Raw genomic sequence first — 24,235 nt, forward strand, 5'->3', positions numbered from 1 at the left:
GCTGCTGGACGCCTACGGCGTGGAGGACGTGCCGCTCGGCGATCTCGACCTGACGCCGGGGCTCATCGAGAGGGCGCGCGCAGAGAGGGGCGATGCCCCGCTGGCCTAGCCTAGGAGAAAAACGGAATAGACGGACCGACCGTCCGGCTGAGTCTGGGAAGAGGTGCCGGGCGGCGGGCGGAGCATGGCCACCGGACCCATCGAAACACATCTCCACCATTCCTTCAACTGGGAAAATGCCGCCCCCGGGGCCCGGATAGGACCTCGGGGGCGTTCGGTTAACTGCGGGAGCGTGCCGTCAGCTCAATGTGTTCGGTTGGGATCGGAAATCAACCTTTCCGCCCATTTCACGCTTGGCTCCCGGGAAGCGGATCCCGCAGTGAAGCGGTAGCTGCCTTAGGACGCGCGGAACGGGTCGGCGATGCCCTCTACGGCCTTCTGGAGCTCGCGCTGGCGCGCCGCGTCGCGCGTCGCCTGGATGGTGAGGGCGCGCCGCTCGTCATGGTCGAGCGAGCGGTCCTGGCGGAGCCTCGCCTGCACCTGGCGGAGGCGCCGCTTCACGGTGTAAAGCTCGAGCGTGTCGATGAGAAAGCCGATGTTCGCCTCGACGGAATGGCTGCTCGTGGATGCGATGGTGCCGCTCGAGACGAGCTCGGCCGCCTCGGGGCACACGGCGCGCGCGGCGTCCATGGCGTCGCGCGGCGAGGTCCCCTCGGGGGTGGCGAGCACCGCCCAGGCGATGGTCTCGTGCCTGGGGTCGACCCAGTCGATCGCGGTGATGCGCTCGGCGAAGGGCCTGAAGACGTCGGGTGAGCTCGTGAGCAGGGTCAGAAGCTCGCGCTCCCCCGCGAGCGCACGGCGCTCGGTATCGGTGAGGAGCTCCTCGCCCGGGGCCTGCCCCCCGTCAGCCGACGGGGCGACCGGTACCGGCGCCGAGCCGCCCTCGTAGGCGTCGAGCGGCACGTAGTCGTAGGGCGCGCCCTCCTCCTCGGGATACTCCGGCGCAGGCTCGGGCCCACGGCCGCCGCGGGCGCGCTCGCGCTGCTGCTCGCGGCGCTGCTGGGCCGCCTCCTCGTCCTGCACCTGCCGGAACACGCGGCGCGACGCGGTACGGACCGCCTCGACGTCCAAGCCGAGGAGGTCGGCGATCTGCATGAAGTAGGAGTCGATGAGAAAGCTCGACCGCAGCGGGTAGATGAGCCGGCACGCATCGTCGAGCGCGGCGGCGCGCCCACCGGGCGTGGAGGTGTCGCAGCGCTCGCCGAGCTTGCGGAACACGAAGTCCATGAGCGGCTCGGCGCCGTCGAGGAGCGCCCGCAGGGCGTCGCCGCCCCGTGCCGAGATGAACTCCATCGGGTCCATGCCGTCGGGGAGCACCACGCAGCGCAGGTCGGCCGAGCTCTGCTCGATGAAGCCGATGGCGCGCTCGGCCGCCTTCTGCCCCGCCGCGTCGCCGTCGAACAGGTAGATGATGCGCTTGGCGAAGCGCGTGAGGGTCTTCACGTGCTGTTCGGTGAGGGCCGTGCCGAGCGTGGCCACGACGTTGCCGATCCCGGCCTCGTAGCAGGCGATGGCGTCGGTGTAGCCCTCGACGACGATTGCCTGGCCCTGGGCGACGATGTGCTCCTTGGCCCAGTTGAAGCCGTACAGGTTGCGCTTCTTGTGGAAGAGCGCGGTCTCGGCGGTGTTGAGGTACTTGGGCTGGCCGTCGCCCATGACGCGGCCGCCGAAGCCGATGCAGCTGCCCCGCTCGTCCATGATGGGGAACATCACGCGGTCGAAGAAGCGGTCGGCGAGGTTGCCGCGGTCGCGCACGACGGCGACGTTGGCGTCGACCATCTCCTGCGGGGTGAAGCCCTTCTGCCCCAGATGCGCGACGAGCGAGCCGCGGCCGGGTGCGTAACCGAGCCGGTAGCGCCGGCAGACCTCGCTGCCCATGCCGCGCGACGCGAAGTACTCCCGGGGCGCGCCGTTGCGCCCGCGCATGAGCTGGACGTGGTAGAACGCGGCGGCCTCCTCGCACACCTCGATGAGGCGCGAGCGCTTGGTGCCGCGCTCGTAGCGGTCGCGCGTGTCCTGGATCTCGACGCCTGCGCGGTCGGCGAGGTAGTGGATCGCCTCGGGGAACGAGAGGTTTTCGCGCTTCATCACATAGGTGAAGCAGTCGCCGCCCTCGCCGCAGCCGAAGCAGTGCCAGACCTGCGTGGCGGGGATGATGTGGAACGACGGGGTCTTCTCGCCATGGAAGGGGCAGCAGCCCCAGAACTCCTGGCCGCGCTGCTTGAGCTGGACGGTCTCCTGCACGAGCTCCACCAGGTCGGTCGCCGCGCGGACGCGGTCCTTGTCCTCATCGGTGATCATGCCAGCGCCACCCCGCTCTCCCCCAACGCATCGCGCACTTCCTCTATATTGCCCAAAACCGTGGCGATCAGATCGTCGAGCGACGCGAACTCCACGAGGCCCCGGATGCGCCACAGGAAGGCGAGCGAGATCGCAGACCCGTAGATGTCGCCGGAAAAGCCGATGAGGTTCGCCTCGAGCGAGGCGGAGGCCGCCCGGTCGCGGAAGGTCGGCGGCTTGCCGACGTTGATGGCCGCGGGCCAGACCATGCCGTCGACGAGCGCGAGCCCGCCGTAGACGCCCTCGGCGGGCACCTGCAGCTTGGGCGCCACGGCGACGTTTGCCGTGGGGAAGCCCATACCCGTCCCCTCTCCGCGCCCGGTGTTCACGGTGCCGCGAAGCATGGGTCGCCTCCCGAGCAGCCGGGTGGCGCGCTCGAGCTCGCCAGCGGCAAGGTGCCCGCGGATGTGCGTAGACGAGACCACCTCGCCGTCGACGTTCAGAAGCTCGTGCCCCGCAAGGTCGATACCCTCGCCAGCGCACCAGGCCCGCATGACCGGAACGGTCGAGGCCCCGCGGTACCCGAGCCTGAAGTCGGTGCCGACATGGATGGAGCGCACGTCGCAGGCGGGAAGCAGGATGCGCTTGAAGAACTCCGCGTGCGTGAGCCGCGAGATCGAGCGGGTGAAAGGGACCACCAGCACCGCATCGACACCGGAGCGGGCGAGCAGCTCGAGGCGGTCGTCTGCCGTGCAGAGCTTGAGGTCAGGACGGGGCGAAACCACCTCGTCTGGATCGGGCAAGAAGGTCACCGCGACGGAAGCCATGCCGCGCTCGGTGGCCTCGCGCACGGCGGCGTCGATGAGCGAGCAGTGGCCCAGGTGCACGCCGTCGAAGGCCCCGATCACCGCGACCGAAGGACCGAGGTCTGAGAGCACCCCCGGGCGCCAGCCCTTGACCGGCGCCGGCACCTCACCGGGGGCGCCGACGATGAAGTCGCGCCTGAGCTCCTCGAGGGCGGGCATCATCGGAAGCCACCCCCTCGCGAGGCGGCCTCACCGGATACGCCCTCGATGGGCTGCGGGAAGACGTCCGTGGGCACGAAGCACCCGCCCTCGAGCGACCCCAGGGCGACGAGCCGCGCCGCGCACACGAGGGCGACCGGGCGGCCCCCGGGCTCGCCCTCCTCGATACGCTCGAGCGCCGAGGACGGGATTCGCTTGCCGCAGAGCACGTCGGCCATGGCCGCTTCCGCGCAGCGGACCGGATAGGCGCCGAGCGCCCGCACGGGATCGAGCGCCGCGGCGCGCGCCGCCTCGGCCGTGAGGGCGTCGAGCTCGAGGCAGTCCCCGCGCGTGACGGACCCGGACGCGGTGCGCACGAGGCCGGCGAGGTGGGCGGCAGAGCTGAGGGAGCGCCCCAGGTCGCGCGCCAGGGCGCGGATGTAGGTCCCCTTGCTCACCGTGAACGACACGGTCCAGATAGGCGACGGGCCCTGCGCGCGGATGGAGATGAGCTCGGCTTCGTGCACGGTGATGGGCCGGGCCTCGAGCTCGACCTCCTCGCCCGCGCGGGCGCGCGCATACGAGCGGACGCCGTCCACCGATATCGCGGAATAGGACGGCGGCACCTGCATCTGCTCCCCGAGGATGCCCGCGAGCGCGCCGCGGGCGAACGTCTCGTCGGTAAGCTCGGCGGGAACCTCCGCCTCGCGGGTCACCGCCCCCTCGGCGTCATCGGTCGCGGTCTCGTAACCGAAGGCGATCTCGGCGAGGTAGCGCTTCGTGTCGAGCGTGAGCCTGCCCAGGAGCCGGGTGGCCTGGCCGATACCTACCACAAGCACCCCGGACGCCATGGGGTCGAGCGTGCCCGCATGGCCCACCCGGCGCTCGCCGACGGCGCGCCGCACACGGGCGACGACGTCGTGCGAGGTGCATCCGCCGGGCTTATCGATTGCGATGAGCGCGTTCAGCTGCGCGACGCGACGCTTAGCCATGGGCCCTTACGCCCCGTCGCGCTCGCCCGCGAGCTCCTCGACGTCGCGAACGCAGTCGACGAGCTCGATGAGCATAGGTAGCGCCGCGCGCAGGGTATCCTCCACGGTGCCCTCGTACGTGAAGCCCGCCGCGGCGGCGTGCCCGCCGCCGTTGAAGGCCGCGGCGATCCCGGACACGTCGAGCTCGCCCTTGGAGCGCAGGTTGCCGCGCACCTGGCCGTCCTCGATCTCCTTCAGGAAGAGGCAGACCTCGACGCCCATGACGGAGCGGACGATGTCCACGAGGCCGTCGCACTCGTCCTGCGACACGCCGTGCTCGGCGAGGTCGGCGGCGCGGGCGTAGCTGTAGGCGACGCGCCCGTCCGCGACGAGCCGGATGCGGCTCATCACGACGGACTCGAGCTTTAGGTAGTCGAGCCGCTGGCTCTGGTAGACCTCGAGCGAGATGCGCGCGGGGTCGGCGCCGGCAGCGACCAGCCCGCTCGCCACGCAGAAGCTCTCGGGGTCGGCGTTCTGGTACTGGAAGCGGCCGGTGTCCGTCACGATGCCGCAGAGCAGGTCCGTGGCGACGCCGGCGTCGATGGTGATGTTCACGAACGAGAGGAACTCGGCGATGAGCACCGACGCGGCAGCCGCGTCCGGCCGGCGCACGGCGATATCGGCGAACTCCTCGCGGGCGGGATGGTGGTCGAAGCAGACCACCTTGCCCGCGCGGCGCAGGACCTCCTCGCCGTCGGCCAGGCGGTCGAGCACCGGGCAGTCGACGGAGATGAAGAGGTCAGGGTCGTCCGCATAGCGGGCCGCCGGCACGAGCTCGTCGGCACCGGCGAGGAAGCGGTAGATGCGCGGCACCGGGGCGTCGTCGGCGATGAGGAAGGCGATCTCCTTGGTCGGGAAGCGCCCGCGCAGGGCGAGCCCCAACCCCAGAGTCGAGCCCAGGGCGTCGCCGTCGGGCGAGGTGTGCCCGCAGATGGCGATGGTCTCGGCCTCGTCGATGAGGTCGAGGATGCCCCAGTACTCGTCGGCGTACGCCGGCAGGTCGATACTCGCCGTGTCGCTATCCATCGAGCTCGCCGCCCTCCTCGACATCGGCCTCGCTCCCATCGGCGGAAACGGCATCCGCGATGGGATAGCCCTCCTCGTCCTTCTCGACGCCGATGGTCGGCGGGACGTTCTCCAGGGCCGCCGCGATGCGCTGCGCCTCGTCGGTGGACTTGTCGATGCGGAAGTCGAGCTCGGGCACGATGCGCCAGTCGAGCGAGCGCGCGAGCAGGCTGCGGATGCGGCCCTTGGCCGAGGCGAGGGTCTCGAGCACCTCGTCGTAGCGGTCCCCGTCGCACGAGACGAAGATGCGCGCGTACGAGCGGTCCTGGGTGACCTCGACGCCCGTCAAGGTCACCAGGTCGAGCCTCGGGTCGGCGATCTCGAACAGCAGGATGTAGCCGAGCTTCTCGCGCAGCTGCTCCGAGAGCCGGCGCGTGACGTTGTTCTGCTTCACGAAGACGACCTTTCGCTACTCGGTGCGGGCGACCTCGACGATCTTGTAGGCCTCGAGCTGGTCGCCCACGTGGACGTCCTGGAAGCGCTCGATGCCCAGACCGCACTCGTACCCGCTCTTGACGGTCTTGACGTCATCCTTGAAGCGGCGCATGGAGGCGAACACGCCGTCGAACACCACGACGCCGTCGCGCACGACGCGCACGCGGTCGTTGCGCTCGATCTCGCCTTCGGTGACCATGCAGCCGGCGATGACGCCGACCTTGGGCACGCGGAAGAGCTCGCGGACCTCGGCGATGCCGGTCTGGACCTCCTCCTCCGTGGGCTTGAGCATGCCGATGCGCGCGGCGTCGATGTCCTCGATCGCCTTGTAGATGATGGAGTACGTCTTGATCTGCACGTTCTCCTTCTCGGCCATGTCGCGGGCCTTGGCCTGCGGGCGCACGCCAAACCCGACGATGATGGCGTTCGAGGCGGCGGCCAGGATGACGTCGGTCTCGGTGATCGCGCCGACGGCGGAGTGGATGATGTTGATGCGGACCTCGGACTGGTCCATCTTGCCGAGCGCGTCGGCGAGCGCCTCGATGGAGCCCTGGACGTCGGCCTTGACGACGAGGTTGAGCTCCTTGAGCTCGTTCTCGCTCATCTCGGAGAAGAGGGTCTCGAGCGTGACGTGCTTGACCTTGTTCTGCTCCTCGATGCGGGCCTTGAGGGCGCGCTCGTCGGCGAGCTTGCGCGCGTCGCGCTCGTCCTCGAAGACGCGGAACTCGTCGCCCGCGTTGGGCACCGAGTCGAGACCGAGGATCTCGACGGCGTCGGACGGGCGCGCCTCGTCCTTGTGGTCGCCGTGCTGGTCGAGCATGGCGCGGACGCGGCCGAAGCTCATACCGGCGACGAGCGCGTCGCCCACGCGGAGCGTACCGCGGTTCACGAGCACCGTGGCCACGGGACCGCGGCCGCGGTCGAGCTTGGCCTCGATGATGTAGCCCGAGGCGAAGGTGTCGGGGTTGGCCTTGAGCTCGAGAACGTCGGCCTGGAGCAGGATCGTCTCGAGCAGCTCGTCGATGCCCTCGTGCGTGCGCGCCGAGACGTTGACGAACATGTTCTGGCCGCCCCACTCCTCGGGGATGACGCCGTGCTCGACGAGCTCCTGGCGCACGCGGTCGGGGTTCGCATCGGGCTTGTCGCACTTGTTGACGGCGACGACGATGGGCACGCCGGCGGCCTTGGAGTGGTTGATGGCCTCGATGGTCTGGGGCATCACGCCGTCGTCGGCGGCGACGACCAGCACGACGACGTCGGTGATCTTCGCGCCGCGGGCGCGCATGGCCGTGAAAGCCTCGTGGCCGGGCGTGTCGACGAAGGTGATCTGGCGGCCGCCGATCTCGACCTGGGAGGCGCCGATGTGCTGCGTGATGCCGCCCGCCTCGTGCGCGGCGATGCCGGTGTGGCGGATGGCGTCGAGCAGGCTCGTCTTGCCGTGGTCGACGTGTCCCATGACGGTGACCACGGGCGGGCGCGGCTTGAGGTCGGCCGGGTCGTCGTAGAAGGTGAAGGAGTTCTCCTCCTCGGGGCTGATGATCTTGATCTGGCGCCCGAGGTCGTCGGCGACGAGCTCGACGAGGTCGTTCGACATGGACTGCGTCATGGTGAGCGGGGTTCCGAGCAGGAACAGGCGCTTGATGATGTCGTTGGCGGGGACGTCCAGGGCCTCGGCGAGCTCGGCGACGGTCACGCCCTCCGAGACGCGCACCGCGTCGAGCTCCTCGACGCTGATGCCCTGGGCCTTGGCCTGCTCGAGCTTCTGCTCCTCGCGGGCGGCCTCGGCCTCGCGCATGCGCTTCTCCTTGCGCTTGCGGCGGCGTCCGCCGTCGCCGCGCGACGCCTCCTCGACGGCCATGCGGGCCTCCTCGAGCACGCGCTCGCGGCTGTACTCCTCCGCCTCGCGCGCCATGCGGCTGTAGCGGTCCTCGTCGGCGTGCTGGGCGCCCTTGCGGCCCTTGCGGCCCTTGCCGGCCTTCTCGGGCGCGGGGACGTCCATGGCGGCCGGCATCGAGGGCGCCTGCGAGCTGCGGTGCTGATGGCCCGAGCCGGCATGCTCCTCGCGGCGGCCGCCGCGGCGCTCGCCCTTGCGCGCGGGGCGCTCGGCGGCGTTCTCGCTGCGCTTGGCCTCCTCGGCCTTCTTGCGCTCCTCGAGCACGGTCTCCTGGGCCGCGATCTGGTCGAGCAGCGACCGGAAGCGCGAGCCGGAGTCCGACGCGGGGACGGCGCGGCGCTTGGCCTCGAGCTCCTCGGCGGCCTTGCGCTCGCGCTCCATGCGCTCGGCCTCGCGGGCGCGCTCTGCCTCCTCGGCGCGGGCGGCCTCCTCGGCGGCGCGCATGGCGCTCGAGAGCCGGCGCTCCTCCTCGCGACGGGCCTCGACGGCCAGGCGCTCGGCCTCGGCCTCGCGGGCGCGCTCGGCCTCCTCGGCGGCGGGCGCCTCCTCCTCGGCCTTGCGCTTCGCCTCGACCTCGGCGGCGCGCGCCTCGATAACCGGTGCGAGCTTCTTGCGCACCATGGAGATATAGGCGTCCTCGAGCGCGGACGACGCCGATTTGACGGGGATCTTCATCTCCGCAAGGTAGCCCATGAGCTCCTTCGAAGTCATCCCGAATTCCTTGGCAAGGCTTGATACGCGGGTCTTAGCCATGTGCAATCACCTACCTCTCGCGCGCCCTCGCGCGCAGAACATCCAACGGACCACCTTCATGCGGGGCTCGCGCCCCCGATCCGCTAGATCAGATCCTCCGCCGACTCGATGGCGTCCGACTCGTGCACACCGCAGTAGCGCGAACCGGGACGGGCCTGGTTGCGGCAGCGGATGCCGTCCTCGCTCACGTACGCGCAGCGGCCGGGCTCGTCGTCGTCCAGAAGGTCGTCTGCGGGCTCCTGGTGCACCGGCATGTTGCGCAGGATGTCGGCGGCGAGCGTCTCGTTCTTGATGTCGATGTGCCAACCGGTGAGACGGGCGGCGAGGCGGGCGTTCTGGCCCTCCTTGCCGATCGCGAGCGAGAGCTGGTCGTCGGGCACGATGACGCCGGCGTAGCGCTTCTCCTCGTCGATGAGCACGCGCGTCACCTTGGCCGGCGACAGGGCGTTCGCGACGTAGCGGGCCGGGTCCTCATCCCAGAGGATGACGTCGACGCGCTCGCCGCGCAGCTCGGAGACGACGGTGCGCACGCGGCTGCCCTTGGGGCCCACGCAGGCGCCCACCGGGTCGAGGCGGCTGTCGAGCGAGTGCACGGCGACCTTGGAGCGCTGGCCGGGCTCGCGGGCGACGGACTTGATCTCGACCGAGCCCTCGTAGATCTCGGGCACCTCGAGCTCGAAGAGGCGGCGCAGCAGCGCCGGATGCGTGCGGGAGATGACGATGGGCGGGCGGGAGTGCTCGCCGCGGACGGGCTGCACGTTGGCGTCCGGGTCGCGCACGTCGATGATGACGGCCTTGATGCGGTCGTTGTGGCGGTAGCGCTCGCCCACCGGGCGCTCGTTGCGCTCGTTCTCGTAGCGGCGCTGGTCGAAGTGCGGGAGCTCCGCCTCGACGCCCTCACGGATCTTCACGATGGTGAAGTCGGGCGTGGACTGCAGCACGGTGCCGGTGATGATGTCGCCGATGCGGTCGGAGAACTCCTCGAAGATCTGGCGGCGGGCGGAGTTGCGCACGATCGCGTTGATCTCGGCCTTGGCGTGCTGGGCGGCGATGCGGCTCGTGTCCTTGGGGGTCACGTCGCGCTTGGTGAACTCGGTGTACTCGCCGGTCTCCTCGTCGAAGGAGTCCTCGACGGGGATGAGCTCGTAGACGTAGACCTTGCCGGAGGCGCGGTCGATGGTAACCTCGGCGCCGTGCGGCAGGTGCAGGATGTCCTCGTAGCTCTTGGCGAGCGACTTCTCGAGCTGGTCGATGAGGAACAGCTGGTCGATATGCTTCTCCTGGCAGAGCTCCATCAGAGCTTCCATCATCTGAGATGCCATGTTACTTCTTCCCTTCCTTGCGCTTGAAGTCGATGACCGGCTTCAAGGTGCACTTCTTCACCTGGTCGAACGGGATCGTGACGGGGTCCTCGCCCTCGAGCTCGAGCGTGACCGCGTCGTCGGTCGCCTGGGCGATGACGCCCTTGTAGCGGCGGCGCCCCTCGGTCGCGGTGGTCGTGAGCTCGCAGCGCTCGCCCGTGAAGCGGGCGAAATCGCGCGGGCGGCGCAGCGGCCGATCGAGACCGGGCGTCGAGACCTCGAGCGTGTAGGACCCGCTCACCGGGTCGAGCGCCTCCACGACATCGCCCACCCAGCCGGTATGCTCGGTGACCGCATCGAGCGAGAGCGACTCGCCATCGGCGCCCTCCAGGCGCACGCGCACGCACGGCGCCTTCGTGGCGCCGGTGAGCTCGACATCGACGATATCGACGCCGTGATCGGCGGCGACGCCCTCGAGCGCGTCGATGATGGCCTGCTCCTGAGCGCTCTTGACCATGTCACACCCCCTTGTAAGAAAAAGGAAGCGCGGGCGAACCCGCACTCCCTTCACTTCACGTCAATTACCTCCGATAGCTTAGCACAGGCAGGTCAGAAGCGGAAAACGCGGCGGCGCGACCGCTCCGGGCACCCGATTCTCTTCGCAATAGCTCCACAATTGGCGTCTTGCGGGCACGTTCACCGGGCGCATAAAGACGACGCGGCCCCGCACCGTGTACGGAGCCGCGTCGCTGAAGGCGACGTTTTGCGCGGGCGCCTACTTCACCACGAGGTTCACGAGCTTGCCGGGCACGCAGATCGCCTTGACGACGGTCTTGCCCTCGAGCCACCTCACCGCGACCCGCTCGGCGGCGGCGCGCATCTCGTCCTGGGTCGCCGTGGTCGAGACCTCGACGCGGGCGCGCAGCTTGCCGAGCACCTGGACGGCGATCTCGACGGTGTCGCTCGCGGCCTCGGCGAGGTCGAACTCGGGCCACGGGGCGGTGTAGACGCTCTCGGTGTGGCCGAGCGCCGCATGCCAGAGCTCATCGGCCCAGAACGGGCAGATGGGCGCGAGCACGCTCACGATGTCGGTGGCGACGAGCCACGAGAGAGCGGCGTCGCGCCGGGCGGGGTCGTCCTCGGTGGCGTTGATGTACGCGCTCGCGGCGTTCACCAGCTCCATGATCGAGGAGATCGCGGTGTTGAACTGCTGGCGGTCGAAGTCCTCGGTGCACTTGGCGAGCGTGCGATGGCGCTCGCGGTAGAGCTGCTTGGCGGCCGCGTCGAGCGCGCCGGGGTTGAGGCGCGCCTCGGCGGAGCCGGAGCCGGCGAGCTGCCAGACGATGCGCCAGGCGCGCTTGATGAAGCGGTTGGCGCCGGCGACGGCGTCCTCGTCCCAGTCGAAGTCCTTCTCGGGCGGTGCGATGAAGAGGATCGCGAGGCGCATGGTGTCGGCGCCGTACGGCTCGATGACCGAGCTCGGCGGCACGACGTTGCCCTTCGACTTGGACATGGTCTCGCCGTTGGCGTCCTTCACCATGCCCTGGCAGAGCAGGTTGGTGAAGGGCTCGTCGACGTCGAGCATCCCCATGTCGCGCAGGGCCTTGGTGAAGAAGCGCGAGTAGAGCAGGTGCAGGATCGCGTGCTCGATGCCGCCGATGTAGTTGTCGACCGGCATCCAGCGGTCAGCCGCCTCCTTGGAGAATGGCAGCTCGGTGTTGTGCGGGTCGCAGTAGCGCAGGTAGTACCAGCTGGAGCACGTGAAGGTGTCCATGGTGTCGGTCTCGCGGCGCGCAGGGGCCCCGCAGACCGGGCAGGTGGTCTCATAGAACTCGGCGCACTCGGCGAGCGTCTCGCCCGCGCCCAGGTCGAGGTTCGCGGGCAGCATGACCGGCAGCTGGTCCTCGGGCACCGGAACGATGCCGCAGTGCTCGCAGTGGACGGCCGGGATGGGGTTTCCCCAGTAGCGCTGGCGGCTGATGAGCCAGTCGCGCAGGCGGAACTGCACGCTCCGCCGTCCGGTGCCGGCGGCCTCGAGGTCGGCGACGATGGCCGCCTCGCCCTCCGAGTGCTTGCCGCCGCGCATGCCGGTGTACTTGCCGGACTGCACGAGCGTGCCCTCGGCCGCGTGCGCCGAGTCCCAGTCGACGGTCTCGGCGTGGTAGGTGTCGATGGACTCCCCCGCCTCCTCGTCGCCGGCGCGCTCGTCGTCCATGAGGATGATGGGCACGATGGGCAGGCCGTACTTGCGGGCGAACTCGAAGTCGCGCTGGTCGCCGCAGGGAACGGCCATGACGGCACCCGTGCCGTAGTCGGAGACGATGTAGTCGGCGACCCACACCGGCACCTTCTGGCCGGAGACCGGGTTCACCACGTAGCGGCCGGTGAAGGCGCCGTGCTTCTCGAGCGTGCCCTGGGCGCGCTCCACGGCGGACACCTTCTCCGCGCCGGCGATGACCGCGCGGACGTCCGCCTCGTACTCGGTTCCTTGGACGAGCTCGATGAGCCCCTTGTACTCGGGCGCGAGCAGGAAGAACGTGCAGCCGAAGAGCGTGTCGGCGCGCGTGGTGAAGACGGTGATCTTGCCCTCGTCGCCCGGAACGGGGTTCCCCTCGGCGTCGCAGAGGGTGAAGTCGACCTCGGCGCCCTCGGAGCGGCCGATCCAGTTGGCCTGCATCTGCTTCACGCGCTCGGGCCAGCCGGGCAGCTTCTCGAGGTCGTCGAGGAGCTCCTGCGCGTAGTCGGTGATCTTGAAGTACCACTGCTCGAGCTCGCGCTTCTCGGGCACCGAGCCGCACCTCCAGCAGTGGCCCTCGGTCACCTGCTCGTTGGCGAGCACGGTGTTGCAGCCGGGGCACCAGTTGACGGGGCTCTTCTTGCGGTAGACGAGGCCGCGCTCCCACATCTTCTCGAAGATCCACTGGCCCCAGCGGTAGTACTCGGGGTCGCAGGTCCTCTGGAGGCGGTCCATGTCGTAGGAGAAGCCCATGCGGCGCATCGTGGCGAGCGCCTGGTCCATGTTCTTGTAGGTCCACTCGCCCGCCTGGGTGTTGTGCTTGATGGCGGCGTTCTCGGCCGGCAGACCGAAGGCGTCGAAGCCGATGGGATGCAGCACGTCGAAGCCGCGCATGCGCGCTTGGCGCGCCATGGCGTCGCCGATGGTGTAGTTGCGCGCATGGCCCATGTGCAGGTCGCCCGAGGGGTACGGGAACATCTCGAGCACGTACTTCTTGGGCTTGGAGGCGTCCTCATCGACGGCGAAGAGGTTCTGCTCCTCCCAGGCCCTCATCCACTTGGACTCGATGGCCTGGGCGTCGTAGGCCGGGATCTCATGGGTACGGTCGTGCTGGTCGCACATAGGATGGCTCCTCGATAGACGGGGCCGCGCCAAGCGCGGCGAAACGGTAACGTTCGATATTCTAGCAGGCTTGGCCGCTTCGTTCCCCCGCCGTGGCGCGAAAGTTGGGGAACGGGCGGCGCGCCCGGCTTGCGCCCGAAGGCGCGTCCTTGGCGGCGAGGCGCGGCCGCCTACGACACGTACTGGGACCCGCGCTCCTGCTCGTAAGCGTAGATGGTGTCGATGTTCGCGAGCTCGAGGTCGCTCAGCTGCGCCCGCTCGTCGAAGTCCGCGGGCGCGAAGACGGGCTCGTACCAGTCCTGGCCATCGAAGTACGCCTGGATCTCGGCGTTGTTGAACATGCGGCCGTGGCGCGCGTAGATCTCGTTGCGCGCGAGGCAGAGCTCCCAATCCGAGAGGCCCTCGAGGTCGGAGGCGTCGATCTCGCGCGTTGAGCTGGCGGGCACGAGGTAGGTGCCGGCACCTTCCTCGGGGCGTTCGGCCTGCTCATCGGCATCCGTGACCATGAACTGGACCGAGGTGCTCGCGGTATAGCCCGTATCCGGGTCGAGCGAGACCTCCAGGATGTGCGTCCCGGCGCCGGCCGAATCGGTAGCGGTGCACTCGATCCGCCAGGAGGAACCGGCGTCGAGCAGCCTGAAGTCCTCGATCTCGACGGAGGCCGCCTCCCCGCCGTCGAGGGAATCGGTCACCACGAACGAGGCGTCGTCGAGCTGGGCGAGCACCTCCTGCCCCTCCTCGGTGAGCGACAGGTCGTGCGTATCGGCGGCAGAGAGGGTGAAGTCAACGGTCATGTGCGGGTACTCGCTGCTGTCGAGCGCGTCGATGGAGAGCGCGAGCGCCACGGGCTCTTGGACGTCGTCCTCCTCGACCTCGGCGCTCCCCTCGATGGGGACGGGCTCGACCGGCTCGGGCTCGCTGAAGAGCCCGCCGAGTGCGAACGCCCAGAAGAGGAAGCCGAGCAGCGCGAAGCCGGCGACTGCCGCCGCGATGGCGCCGACGACCTTGAGCCGCCCGTCCCGGCGCGGAGCCGGGCCGGGGTCCGGGGTCCGCGCCGCATCGGGAGCCGTCGGGTGCATCGCGGCGGGGATGGGCGCGGTGACCTCGGGCGCCGGGGGCTCCTGGCGCGCAGATCCGCCGATCACGGTCGTGACGTCGGCCGCGTCCTCGGCAGGCGCGCCCCCAGCCCGGGGGACCCGGTTGCCGGCGCGCAGCTCCGGCGTGATACGTGCGCCGCAGGCGCTGCAGTACTCGAGGCCGTCCTCGAGCTCGGCGCCGCATTTCGTGCAGAACATATCGATCATCCTCCCGTGCCGTCATGGGTACGGTCGATTCGGTATCGCTCCAAGTATACGGCGAATTCGGGCGAGGTATCGGAGTTGCCCGAGCGCCATGCCTTGTGGTCGATGATCTCGCTCTCGAACCCGTAGTGCGCGTCGATGAGGGCGATGACCCCGTCGAGGGCGTCGAGCTGCTCGGGCGTGTAGTCCTCCGCGCCCCCGCGGTGGACGAGCTCGATACCGATGGAGTACGAGTTCATGCCGTAGTCGCCCGCCCAGCTGTGCCCGGGGCCGGTCCCCACGCGGTCGTCACGCGACTCGTCGGTGACGCCATAGCGCTCGTTGTGGCCGTTGTCGCCGAACCCCGCATGGTGCGCGATCGCGTCGAGCGGCACGCATTGGACCACCGTGCCGTCGCGCCCGATCACGAAGTGCGCCGCCACGCCCTCGCCTGCCGCATCCCACGAGGCGACGACCGCCTGCGGCGAGCCGGACCCCTCGGTATCGTGGATGACGATGTAGCCCTGGTACGCGGCGGGCTTGGGTCCATGCACGAACGATGCGCGGTAATCCTCGATGACGCCCAGGCGGAGCCGGATCGCGGGCTCAGACGACACCGTCCACGCGTGGGCGCACTCCACGAACGCGCGCGGTCCCAGGACCGCCGCCGACGCCGCGGGGGCATCAGCGATTATCGAGCCGACAACGGAACCCGCCCCCGAGGGGGCGGGCGCGCAACCGGCAAGCGCGATCAGCGCGACGCATGCCAGCGCGATGACCCTGGACCTCATCATGAGCGCGCACCCCTCTCCCGACGTGTCCTTCTAGGATACGACAAGGATGCGCGTGGGCGCCCCTTAGACGCTGGCGCGCCTGGCCCATCTCGCCACCAGGGCGCAGAACCCGACGGCCGAGAGCACCGCGACCGCTGCCGTCGAGGCGTCGCCGGTCGCCGGCAGCGTGCCGGTGGAAGGCCGCTCCGCCGCCGCCTGGCAGTCGCCTGTGGCATCCTCCACCGGCTCCCCGGGAACCGTGCCGCCGCCGGACGAGCCCTCGTCTCCGGGCCCCGACCCCTCCCCTTCCTGCGGCGCGCGCGTCACCCGCACGGAGTAGGTCGCTTCCGTCCCGTCCTCGGCGGTCACGGTGAACGTCCAGGTCGCTCCCCCGTTAGCCGACACCGGAGCCGACACGGACGCCGCCGGATCGACCGCCTCGATCTCGAACTGGGACGCCTCGGGCACGGGCGCGCCCACGGGAAGCTCGACGGCGAAGGCGCCCGCGCCCGCGGCCTTGGCCTCGATGCCCGCCACGGTCACGCGCTTCACCCCGGTATCCGCGCTCGGCGGCGTGATCACGACCGTCCCGCCCACAGGGTCGGCGTCCTCGTGCTCCGAGATGAACTCCCCCGCCTGCTCGACATGCGCGCTCCCCTGTCTCACGAGGTCGCGCTCGAGCGTCACGTGTCCCGTAGCGACCACCTCAACCGCCTTGGCGCCACCTGCGGCCAGGGCCGTGACCCTGCTTCGTGCTATCACGATATCGGCATGGCTGCGCAGACCCGACACGACCGAGACGCGCGGGTCGAGCGAGCGGGCGGTAACATCCACCTCGCTGTTCCAGATGCCTATCGAACCCTCGCTGTACAGGGCGTTCGTGCCGCGCACGGAAAGCGCACCGGAGGTCCCCTGGGTGGCGTCCGCACTGTCCTCGATAGCGATGTTGACACGGCTGTTCTCGATGGAGATCTCGCCCGCGTGCTCCGAGGGCGTGAGGTCGGTCGCGTAGAGGGCGGCCATCCCATCGGCCATGCGGATGTCCAGGTCGCTGTCGACGACGCGCAGCCAGCCCGAGGTGCTGAGCATCCATTGGTGCGGGGCGCACAGGGAGCGGCCGCCGACGCTGGATGCACCGGCCGTGAGGGTGACTCCTTCCAACGTGAGGGCGGCATCGGAGCAGATCCCGGAACCGAAGCCCGAAAGGCTGAGCGGGAGACCCCGAACCTCAGTCGAACCGAGCGCGTGGTAGATCGCGTAGCATGCTGTCCTCGTCACCTCACCGGGGACCGCAGCCGAGGCGATCGTGAGAGATCCGCCGCCGGCTGCGGGCGCAAACGTCAGCGTGGAGCCCTCCTCGTACGCGGTGTTGGCATCGAAGGCGGCCATCACTCCGGGTTGCGCCGGCGCCTCGCCGAGCCCGGTCCGGAGCGTGCAGTCGCCCGCAACGGTGACGGAGCTCATCGGCGGCAGGATGAACCCGCTCCCCGAGAAGGCGAGGTCGCAAGACGAGAGGCTGAGCTCACGGTCCGCCGCCGTCCACGCCCAGCCATCGCCCGCGACGTCGCCGCCCGACGTGAGGTCGATCGGCGCGAGGAGGGCCGTTCCGCCACCGGAATCCCCGCTCGTGCCCTCAAGCGCCCAGGCATAGGGACTCCAGGCGAGCGCGAGCAGCGAGAGGAGGAGCGCCGCGCCAAGCCTTCGCAGCGAAACGGCCATCTTGACTCCGATCGGTCCGGTGCCGCCCCAGCGCGGCGCCGTCGCCATCGTTGCACGCAAGAAGGCCCGATGCCGCAGCACCGGGCCTTCTCAAGCTCTTCGTAATCGAATGCTATGCCGCGCTTCAGCGGTTCAGAGCCGAGTCCCTCCCGCGCGGGCCCATGGACCGCCCGCAGCACTCGAAACCCGAAACCTCGCCTACTGGTAGCTCACCATCTGGTGGTTGCGGTCCTTGACGACGACGTCGTGCGCGCCGCCCTCGACGATCGAGGTCGCCGACACGAGCGTGAGGCGCGCCTTCTCCTGCAGCTCCTTGATGGAGAGCGCGCCGCAGTTGCACATCGTGGACTTCACCTTGTAGAGCGTGGCGCCCACGCCGTCCTTGAGCGAGCCGGCGTAGGGCACGTAGGAGTCCACGCCCTCCTCGAACGCGAGCTTCGCCGCGCCGCCGAGGTCGTAGCGCTGCCAGTTGCGCGCACGCGCGGAGCCCTCGCCCCAGTACTCCTTCATGTACTGGCCGTTCACGTTGACGCGGGCCGTGGGGCTCTCGTCGAAGCGCGCGAAGTAGCGGCCGAGCATGAGGAAGTCGGCGCCCATGGCAAGCGCGAGCGTCATGTGGTAGTCGTAGACGATGCCGCCGTCGGAGCACACGGGCACGTAGATGCCGGTCTCCTCGAAGTACTCGTCGCGCGCGCGGCACACGTCGATGAGCGCCGTGGCCTGACCGCGGCCGATGCCCTTGGTCTCGCGCGTGATGCAGATCGAGCCGCCGCCGATGCCGACCTTGATGAAGTCGGCGCCGCAGTCGGCGAGGAAGCGGAAGCCCTCGGCGTCGACGACGTTGCCGGCGCCGACCTTGACCGAGTCGCCGTAGTTCTCGCGGATCCACGCGAGGGTGCGCTTCTGCCACTCCGAGAAGCCCTCGGAGGAGTCGATGCACAGCGCGTCGGCGCCGGCCTCGATGAGCAGCGGCACGCGGGTCTCGTAGTCGCGCGTGTTGATGCCCGCGCCCACCATGTAGCGCTTGTTGGCGTCGAGCATCTCGTTGGGGTTGGTCTTGTGCGAGTCGTAGTCCTTGCGGAACACGATGCCCACCAGGTGGTCGTTCTCGTCGACCACGGGCAGGGCGTTGAGCTTCTTGTCCCAGATGACGTCGTTGGCGCGCTTGAGCGTGATGTCCTTGTCGCCGACGATCAGCTGCTCGCGCGGGGTCATGAAGGTCGCGACCTTCATGTTGGGGTCGTCGCGCGAGGGGCGGTAGTCGCGGCTCGTCACGATGCCGAGCAGCTTGCCGTGGGCGGTGCCATCCTCCGTGACGGGCATGGTGGAGTGCCCGGTGCGCTGCTTGAGGTCCATGACCTCGGCCATCGTCATGTCAGGCGTGAGGGTGGAATCGGAGATCACAAAACCGGCCTTGTGGTCCTTCACGGCCTTGACCATCGCGGCCTCCTGCTCGGGGGTCTGCGAGCCGTAGATGAACGACATACCGCCCTCGGTCGCGAGCGCGATGCCCATCTCCTCACCGGAGACGGACTGCATGATGGCGGAGACCATGGGGATGTTCAGCGTGATATCGGGCTCCTCGCCGCGCTTGAAGCGCGTGAGCGGGGTCTTCAGCGAGACGTTGTTGGGCACGCACTCCGAAGAAGAGTAGCCAGGCACCAGCAGGTACTCGGAAAACGTATGGGACTCGCCGGGGAAAAACATCGCCATGATACTCCTCTTTTCTCTTTGGGTGCGGGCCCTCCCCGGGCGCAGCGGCTGCGAGGAGGTCCACACGGCGGCGTGGACGGAACCGTTTGGCGATACGGTTCTTGACGAGCCATTGTAGCTCAGGTAAGGGCGATAGTCTCCGCACGAAATCGCCTGCGAAAAACATGCATCTTTGGGGGCCGCACGTGGCGCCGAGCCGGCTCGCAGGCTCGCGATGAGGCCCCCTCACCCGCACGCGTCCGCCTCGCCATGCCATTCGGTCTTCAAATGAATAGCTTTCGGCGCGTTTTCTGCAATTCGCTCTTCAAATGAATGTCGAATGTCACTCAATTCCATTCGATAGAAAAATGAACAAATCACAACCTGAGGTCGCAGCTTGCCTATAGTCTCTACCTGCATGTTTTACCTGCCGAACGATTGTGACTGCAATTCGAAAAAGAAATGTAGGGCGATTATTCTTCATTTTTCAATCGGATGGATTTCCCTGTCGCGATACATACATTCGTTCATCGGATTGCATCGCTTCAACTCGCCGTGGCACGCGAGCAGACGGCGCCCCGACGGTTCTGGTATGATGGGCACCCCTCTCCTGTGCATGCCTCCGGGAGGAGACATCTGCATGGACAATTCATCGACGTTTATCTGTGGCAGATCGGCGCTTGAGATATACCGGTCGCCAACGGATGGAGTCCGGCTCGCGCGTCTGCTGAGCCAAGAGCGATCAGGACTTGTTTCGCCTTGCACCGGGCCGGGATGCCGTGTCAGACCCCAGGCCCCAAAGCGCGATCTCGCCAGCGCCCTTGCGGAGATGTTCGGCTTGCCGCTCCCCCTCGTGACCCTCGTCTGCGAACCGGGACGGCGCCGCCTCTCGACGTATACGCGCACGGTGCTCGATACGGACCCCTTCCATCTCACAGCGTTCATCGAGATCGAGCACGGCGTCTTCGTGGCAAGGCCCGAGCTTGTGTACTACCAGCTGACCAAGGGCGCAAGCATCGCGCAAGCCTGGATGCTCGCCTCGGAGCTCTGCGGCAGGTACGCCCTGGATCCCCATGCGGAGAGCGGGATGCGCAAGCGCCCGCCGCTGACCTCGCCGGAGCACCTGGCGTCATTCTTTCGCCTGTCGCGCTCGTGCCGCTCGCCATCTGCCGCGCGCCGCGTGATCGAGCACATGAGGCCGGGCGCGCGCTCGCCGAGGGAAGCCGAGCTCGCCGCGCTCATAGCGCTGCCGCGGCGGATGGGCGGGCGCGGAATCCCCGGCGTGACGCTCAACCGCGAGATCGAGCTCTCACCCGAGGCGGCGCTCATCGCGCGCAGGGAGAAACTCGAAGGCGACGTCTTCATAGAGTCCATCATGCAGGACGTGGAATACGACAGCAACGCGCACCATCTCTCGCGCGAGGCGCACGAGCGCGACGGGCGCAAGGCGAACGCGCTGAGGATGATGGGCATCGGCCTCACCACCATAACGGAAGGCCAGCTCATGAGCTGGAACACCATCAACACGATACTCGCCGACCTCTGCGCTAGGGGCCGTTTCCACCGGCATCCCGAAACCCAGGGCATCCGTGACGCCCAGCAAAGGCTGTGGCGCGAGCTGCTTTCGCTCGATGCGACCGCCCGTTAACCGGTGCGCCGCGGCAAGCAGCTGCGGTGCGGCCGGCGGGCGGCGCAGGCGGGCACCGGGGCGGGGGGGCGCCCCTCCTATCCCAGAAACGCCTTGAGGCCGATGAGGACGAGCACGACGCCGCCCGCGATCTCGGCGCGCGGGCCGAAGTGCGCGCCCAGGCGCCGGCCGACGACGAGCACGGCGCAGCAGCAGGCGAAGGTCGTGATTCCGATGGAGGCGCCGTAGAGCACGATGTTCGCCCCCGCGGCGGCGAGCGAGACCCCGACCACGAAAGCGTCGATCGAGGTCGCGACCGCCTCGAGCATGATGGTCGGGTACGTGAGCCCCGTGGCGGGGCACTCCTCGGGCTCGCGCAGCTCGCGCACCGCCTCGACGATCATCTTGCCGCCCACGAACGCGAGGATCGCGAGCGAGACGATGCCCGCGTACGCCTCGATGACAGGCGCGATGAGCGTGCCGCCGAAAAAGCCCAGGATGGGCATGGCCATCTGAAAGACGGCGAACGCCACGGGCATGGCGAGCTTCTTGGAGGCGGGCATATCGGGCTCGCAGAGCGAGTTGGAGAGCGTCACGGCCATGGCGTCCATGGCGAGCGCGACGCCCAGAAGCAGGCTCTGAACGAGGTCAGCGCCGGTGAAAGCGAAATCCATGGGTAAGGGTTCCTCCCCGAGTCCCTACGTTAGGCTGGCCGTCCCACCCGGGACGGGCGCCCGCGCACGGGCGGCCGCCTCCCCCAGGCAGAGGGCACCATCAGGGCTGCGGAGGATTGCAGAAGAGGCGAAGCGCCTGGTCGAGGCTGTCGGTAACCTCGAGCGGGTCGTCGAGCCCGGCGTAGATCCTCAGGTAGGCGAGGTTGCCCGCCTTGATGCAGGACACCGCGCTCACTGGGCGGGCGTCGGCAGCCTTGGGCCGGACCGACTCGAAGAGCTCGATCAGGCGGCGGGCACGCCCCTCGCACGACGCGAGCGGGGCGCCCGTCAGGCAGAAGTCGATCACGGGGCCGAACCCGTGCTCGAGCGTGACCGTCGCGACGCCGTGGTCGACATGCGAGGCGATACCCGGATACCAGACGTAGCCGACGCTCGGATGGCAGCCGAGGTACGCGGCGATCGCGCGCGCGGAGTCCATGCGCTGCTGCATCGCGGCGGGCAAGGTACCCAGCACGCTCGCGATACGGTCGAGCTCGTCGCCGTCGAGCGCCGCGGAGCCGCTCGGGGCGGCAGCGGGGTCGCCCAGGCGGAACGTAAACAGGCGGTAGGCATCCTCCGCCTCGGGATGGACCAGGCGCTTGCGCCCGCGTCCGGTGCATGACGGGGCGATGCACACGGCGTAGGACTTAGGCCGTTGCGCGTTCAGGCACCCCGCGTCATCGGAGCCGATCGCCTCGAGGCACACCTGGGCGCCAAGGGCCAGCGGCTTGCAGGCGAACGAGGTCGCGCGCGAGCAGTCGACGATGAGGAGCGCCCCCACCGAGCGGGCGGCGCGCGCGAGGGCGCGGATGTCCGGCAAGCGCACGCCGGGCGCGCCGAGCATATCGACGAACCAGAACAGGCGCGCCGAGCTCATGCCCGAGCCGAACGCGTACGAGGCGGGCGAGCCATGCGCGGCCAGGCCGTCATCGCTGCAGGTCGAGAAGCGCGCGAGATAGTCGGGGTCGCCCCAGCCGGACTGCGCGAGGAACGCCTCGGGCGCCGGGTCGTCGACGGTCACGACGCTCCCCCACGTGAGGACATCGGGCACGGCGTCGCAGCAGGCCGCCGTGAACGCGACGAGATGGTCCTCGGGCCCGATGACGCCGAGCTTGGTGAGGAGGTCGAGCGGGCAGGTGGCGCGCATCAGCCATGCCGCCCGCGCCCCGTGCATGCGGGCGATCTGTCCGGCGAGCTCAACTTGGCGAGAAGCCATCTCGTTCCCCTCTCTCACGTCAACTCCAAGAATTATACCGGTTGTCGCCCCTCCTGTGCGGCGATATGTCGCGTCAACGCGCCCTCAAGCCCCGCGAGGGCGGCACATACGAAAAAGGACCGGGGCGCAAGGATGCTGCGCTCCGGTCCCCTGCGGTCTATGTGGCGCCCGCTAGCGGCGCTCGGCGATCTCAGCCTTCACCTGCGCGATGAACTCATCGAGCTCGGCGGCGTGCGTCTCGTTCGAGCGGTCGCGGACCGAGATGGTGCCCGAGGCGACCTCCTGCTCGCCGATGATGAGCATGTACGGCGGGCGGTCGATGTTGCGCGCCTCGCGGATCTTGTAGCCGATCTTCTCGTCGCGCTCGTCGCATAGGGCTCGGATGCCGGCGTCCTCGAGACGGCGCGTGACGTCGAGCGCGTAGTCGCGGCTCTTCTCGGACACGGGCAGGACCTTGACCTGGCAGGGCGCGAGCCACGTGGGGAACTTGCCCGCGAAGTGCTCGATCAGGATGCCGATGAAGCGCTCAATGGAGCCGAAGCACACGCGGTGCAGCATGATGGGGCGGCGCTTCTCGCCGTCGGCATCGGTGTACTCGAGGTCGAAGTTGAGCGGCATCTGGAAGTCGAGCTGCACCGTGCCGCACTGCCAGGTGCGGCCGAGCGAGTCCTCGAGGTGGAAGTCGATCTTGGGCCCGTAGAAGGCGCCGTCGCCCTCGTTCACCACGTAGTCCTTGCCCAGGCGCTCGAGCGCCTCGCGCAGGCCCGCCTCGGCGGCTGCCCAGTCCTCGTCAGAGCCCATCGAGTCCTCGGGGCGCGTGGAGAGCTCGAGGTGGTAGGTGAAGCCGAACTTCTGGTACACGGAGTCGATGAGGTTCACCACACCCACGATCTCATCGGTGAGCTGGTCGGGGCGCACAAAGAGATGGGCGTCGTCCTGGTTGAAGCAGCGCACGCGGAAGAGGCCGTGCAGCGCGCCGCGCATCTCGTGACGGTGCACGAGGCCGATCTCGCCGGCGCGGATGGGCAGCTCACGGTAGCTGTGGGGACGGCTCTTGTACACGAGCACGCCGCCGGGGCAGTTCATGGGCTTGATGCAGTACTCCTCGTCGTCGATCGTGGTGGAGTACATGTTGTCCTTGTAGTGGTCCCAGTGGCCGGAGGTCTCCCACAGGTGCTTGCTCATGATCTGCGGGGTCGAGATCTCGACGTAGCCCGCCTCGTGGTGGATCTCGCGCCAGTAGTCGAGCAGCTCGTTCTTCAAGATCATGCCGTTGGGCAGGAAGAACGGGAAGCCCGGGGCCTCGTCGCGCATCATGAAGATGTCCATCTCGCGGCCGATCTTGCGGTGGTCGCGCTTCTTGGCCTCCTCGATGAGGCGCAGGTGCTCGTCGAGCTCCTCCTTCGTGGCGAAGGCGGTGCCGTTCACGCGCGTGAGCATCTTGTTGTCCTTGTCGCCCTTCCAGTAGGCGCCCGAGACGCCCGTGAGCTTGAAGGCCTTGAGCGCCTTGGTGTAGGTGAGGTGCGGGCCCACGCACATGTCGATGTACTCGCCCTGCTGGTAGAACGTGATGCGGGCGTCGTCGGCAAGGTCGCCGATGTGCTCGACCTTGTACTTCTCGCCGCGCTCCTCCATAAGCGCGATAGCCTCGGCGCGCGGGAGCTCGAAGACCTGGAACTTGAGGTTCTCCTTCACGATCTTCTTCATTTCCGCCTCGATCGCGGGGAAGTCCTCCTCGGAGATCTTGGTGCCCTCGGGCAGGTCGATGTCGTAGTAGAAGCCGTTGTCGGTGGCGGGGCCGTAGGCGAAGTCCGCCTCCGGGTACAGGCGCTTGATCGCCTGCGCCATGATGTGCGCGGCGCTGTGGCGGACGACGTGGGTGACCTCGTCTGCCGGGCACTCGTCGATGTGGCCGTCGTTGTACAGGACCTTCATGGGTGACTCCTCAAGGTAAGCGGCCGCACGGGCCGCGGCGGATACAAGAAGCGCCCGGCCACCAGGGACCGAGCGCGCATGCGGCGCCTGCCCGCGACC

The 24,235-nt window shown here is 68.8% G+C and carries 17 protein-coding genes; 1 reads left to right on the forward strand and 16 read right to left on the reverse strand.

Annotated elements, in window-relative coordinates:
- Window positions 1-396 precede the first annotated feature (396 nt).
- The 13 genes from dnaG to FS885_RS07945 all read right to left on the reverse strand — a co-directional run bounded on the left by dnaG (window position 397) and on the right by FS885_RS07945 (window position 18,666).
- A complete protein-coding gene (gene dnaG, locus FS885_RS07885; RefSeq protein WP_144744514.1) occupies window positions 397-2,361 on the reverse strand; it encodes a DNA primase in 1,965 nt (654 codons plus the stop codon).
- Complete coding sequence (ribF, locus tag FS885_RS07890) at window positions 2,358-3,368, reverse strand: riboflavin biosynthesis protein RibF (protein WP_144744515.1); 1,011 nt, start codon at window positions 3,366-3,368, stop codon at window positions 2,358-2,360. The genes dnaG and ribF overlap by 4 nt, the downstream gene beginning before the upstream one ends.
- Window positions 3,365-4,336 carry a tRNA pseudouridine(55) synthase TruB gene (gene truB, locus FS885_RS07895; protein WP_144744516.1) on the reverse strand — a complete coding sequence of 324 codons (972 nt, stop codon included), beginning with the start codon at window positions 4,334-4,336 and terminating at the stop codon, window positions 3,365-3,367. The genes ribF and truB overlap by 4 nt, the downstream gene beginning before the upstream one ends.
- A 6-nt stretch (window positions 4,337-4,342) precedes the next feature.
- The gene (locus tag FS885_RS07900) at window positions 4,343-5,401 is read right to left on the reverse strand and encodes a DHH family phosphoesterase (protein WP_186365826.1); all 1,059 of its coding nucleotides are present in this window, start codon (window positions 5,399-5,401) and stop codon (window positions 4,343-4,345) included.
- Window positions 5,394-5,834 carry a 30S ribosome-binding factor RbfA gene (rbfA, locus tag FS885_RS07905; protein WP_144744518.1) on the reverse strand — a complete coding sequence of 147 codons (441 nt, stop codon included), beginning with the start codon at window positions 5,832-5,834 and terminating at the stop codon, window positions 5,394-5,396. The genes FS885_RS07900 and rbfA overlap by 8 nt, the downstream gene beginning before the upstream one ends.
- A gap of 15 nt (window positions 5,835-5,849) precedes the next feature.
- Complete coding sequence (gene infB, locus FS885_RS07910; RefSeq protein ID WP_144744519.1) at window positions 5,850-8,522, reverse strand: translation initiation factor IF-2; 2,673 nt, start codon at window positions 8,520-8,522, stop codon at window positions 5,850-5,852.
- An 83-nt stretch (window positions 8,523-8,605) separates the two neighbouring features.
- Window positions 8,606-9,844 carry a transcription termination factor NusA gene (gene nusA / locus FS885_RS07915; RefSeq protein ID WP_144744520.1) on the reverse strand — a complete coding sequence of 413 codons (1,239 nt, stop codon included), beginning with the start codon at window positions 9,842-9,844 and terminating at the stop codon, window positions 8,606-8,608.
- 1 nt (window position 9,845) lies between these two features.
- A complete protein-coding gene (locus FS885_RS07920) occupies window positions 9,846-10,340 on the reverse strand; it encodes a ribosome maturation factor RimP (protein WP_144744521.1) in 495 nt (164 codons plus the stop codon).
- A 258-nt stretch (window positions 10,341-10,598) separates the two neighbouring features.
- Entirely contained in the window at window positions 10,599-13,181 is a 2,583-nt protein-coding gene (gene leuS / locus FS885_RS07925) for a leucine--tRNA ligase (RefSeq protein ID WP_144744522.1), read from the reverse strand.
- 170 nt (window positions 13,182-13,351) lie between these two features.
- Complete coding sequence (locus FS885_RS07930; protein ID WP_186365827.1) at window positions 13,352-14,476, reverse strand: YARHG domain-containing protein; 1,125 nt, start codon at window positions 14,474-14,476, stop codon at window positions 13,352-13,354.
- A 5-nt stretch (window positions 14,477-14,481) separates the two neighbouring features.
- Window positions 14,482-15,255, reverse strand: a complete 774-nt coding sequence (locus tag FS885_RS07935; protein WP_144744524.1) for an N-acetylmuramoyl-L-alanine amidase — start codon at window positions 15,253-15,255, stop codon at window positions 14,482-14,484.
- 63 nt (window positions 15,256-15,318) lie between these two features.
- Window positions 15,319-16,953 carry a hypothetical protein gene (locus FS885_RS07940; RefSeq protein WP_144744525.1) on the reverse strand — a complete coding sequence of 545 codons (1,635 nt, stop codon included), beginning with the start codon at window positions 16,951-16,953 and terminating at the stop codon, window positions 15,319-15,321.
- Between the two features lie 198 nt (window positions 16,954-17,151).
- Window positions 17,152-18,666 (reverse strand): IMP dehydrogenase, encoded by a 1,515-nt coding sequence (locus FS885_RS07945; protein ID WP_144744526.1) that lies wholly within the window; start codon window positions 18,664-18,666, stop codon window positions 17,152-17,154.
- 817 nt (window positions 18,667-19,483) lie between these two features.
- On the opposite strand from FS885_RS07945, the gene FS885_RS07950 reads away from it, so the two are divergent.
- Window positions 19,484-20,293, forward strand: a complete 810-nt coding sequence (locus FS885_RS07950; RefSeq protein ID WP_144744527.1) for a hypothetical protein — start codon at window positions 19,484-19,486, stop codon at window positions 20,291-20,293.
- 77 nt (window positions 20,294-20,370) lie between these two features.
- On the opposite strand, the gene FS885_RS07955 is transcribed toward FS885_RS07950, so the two are convergent.
- The 3 genes from FS885_RS07955 to thrS form a co-directional block, all read right to left on the reverse strand.
- The gene (locus FS885_RS07955; RefSeq protein WP_144744528.1) at window positions 20,371-20,946 is read right to left on the reverse strand and encodes a manganese efflux pump MntP; all 576 of its coding nucleotides are present in this window, start codon (window positions 20,944-20,946) and stop codon (window positions 20,371-20,373) included.
- Window positions 20,947-21,046: 100 nt separating this feature from the next.
- Window positions 21,047-22,201, reverse strand: coding sequence for a PLP-dependent transferase (locus tag FS885_RS07960; protein ID WP_144744529.1), 1,155 nt, complete (start codon window positions 22,199-22,201; stop codon window positions 21,047-21,049).
- 171 nt (window positions 22,202-22,372) lie between these two features.
- Window positions 22,373-24,136 carry a threonine--tRNA ligase gene (gene thrS / locus FS885_RS07965; protein ID WP_144744530.1) on the reverse strand — a complete coding sequence of 588 codons (1,764 nt, stop codon included), beginning with the start codon at window positions 24,134-24,136 and terminating at the stop codon, window positions 22,373-22,375.
- Window positions 24,137-24,235: the final 99 nt, after the last annotated feature.

Source organism: Enorma burkinafasonensis (assembly GCF_902150035.1).
Classification (GTDB): domain Bacteria; phylum Actinomycetota; class Coriobacteriia; order Coriobacteriales; family Coriobacteriaceae; genus Enorma; species Enorma burkinafasonensis.